We start from the raw sequence: 1,636 nt of genomic DNA, 5'->3' as shown, positions 1-1,636 counted from the left end.
CCGAAAATTGCGATAGAACTAAAAAACTTATAAAAAAAGTGCCTCTAATTTGTTATATTATATAAAGCTTACTAAAACAAAACATAACAAAAATGGAGGCACCAAAAAAGTGAAAATAAAAACTGAATTTACAGCAGATAATTTAACAATTTTTGGTGGATATTGCAACATTTTTAATTTTTTTATTAAATCAAATATATTTAAAAAACTTGATAAATTCATAAGTGTTAAAAAGAAGAAAAGGATTTATGGAAAACTTGATTACATAAAGATTTTTATGACTATGTTAATATTTGGTTTCAAGAATATGAATCAGGTATCTTTTCTAAATAAAGATAAATTTATTTTAAATCTTTTAGGTTTAGAAAAATTTCCACATGCCAGTAATATATCAAAATTTTTAAAGAAATTCAGTTATAAGCACTGCCAACAGATAGTAGATGTAAAAAGAGAACTATTTAAAAAGTTTCACAAAATGGCATTTAACTTAAAGCGAATGACCATTGATATAGACACAACGGTATTAAACCTTTGTGGTTACCAAGAAGGAGCAGAAAAAGGATACAATGATGTTAAGAGAGGAAACAGAAGTTATCATCCGATATTAGCTTTTGTTTATGAGACCAAAGAACTCCTTCATGGTGTTTTAAAGCCGGGTGACAGCTATTGCTCAAATGGTGCAGTCGAGTTTATCAAAGAACTTATGACAATGATTCCTTATGGAATCTATGATATAACCTTCAGAGCAGATTGTGGATTCTTTTCACAAGAGATACTTCAATTCTTGGAAAAGATGAAATTCAAATATATTATTGCTGTTAAAAACTATCCAACCATTTTAAATAAAGTAATTAGCATCAAAGATATTGCGTATAAACCCTTTGAAGGTAAAAGTGAAATTGCATTCTTTCATTACAGATTGAAGAAATGGGATATTAAGAGAAAATTCATAGTAGTAAGAACTCCAAAAAAAGATATTGATCCCCAGTTAGATATGTTCGGAAATGAAAGATATGAATATCAGATATTAGTTACTAATATAAATTATGATCCGAAGAAACTTGTTTACTTTTACCGTAAAAGAGGTAATGCTGAAAATTATATCAAAGAACAAAAATATGATTTAAACATCGGCAAACTTAATACTGATTCTTTCTGGGCAAATCAAGCTATATTTCAATTTACGATTCTTTGTTATAACATGCTGGTGTGGTTTAAGAATATATTCATTGGTAAATCTGAATTAAAAACTACTATTAGAACTTTTAGAGAAAGATTTCTTTTAATTCCTGCTAAACTAATTAAAAGATCAAGACAGTTTATTTTAAAATTACCAAGAGACTTTATTTACAGAGAAAAAATGAAGTCAATCGAATTACAATTAGCATAAAATAAATAAATTATTCTTTTTCTATTATTCAAGGGAGTGGTATCTCTATTTTAAATAAAATGTCATTTATTTTAGCTTTCTTTTGAAAAATTTTAATCGCTAAATAGTAAAAAGAAATCCGTAACTGTGAAAATATGAAAAAATTTGGCAATTATTAGTATATTAAGCTCTATTTTTTTTATTATTTTCTATCGCAATTTTCGGGTTTAAGATACTTATCAAACCATTGCAGCATCTTTAATTTCA

General features: G+C 26.4%; 1 protein-coding gene. It reads left to right on the top strand.

The annotated features are described in order from the left end of the window. Positions 1–109: 109 nt before the first annotated feature. A complete protein-coding gene (locus U9R42_14215; GenBank protein MEA3497178.1) occupies positions 110–1,390 on the top strand; it encodes an IS1380 family transposase in 1,281 nt (426 codons plus the stop codon). The last annotated feature ends 246 nt before the right edge of the window (positions 1,391–1,636 follow it).

The sequence above is a fragment of the Bacteroidota bacterium genome (genome assembly GCA_034723125.1).
Lineage (GTDB): Bacteria > Bacteroidota > Bacteroidia > CAILMK01 > JAAYUY01 > JAYEOP01.
Note: the sequence above shows the minus strand (reverse complement) of the source record. Positions and strands in the feature narration are given on the sequence as shown.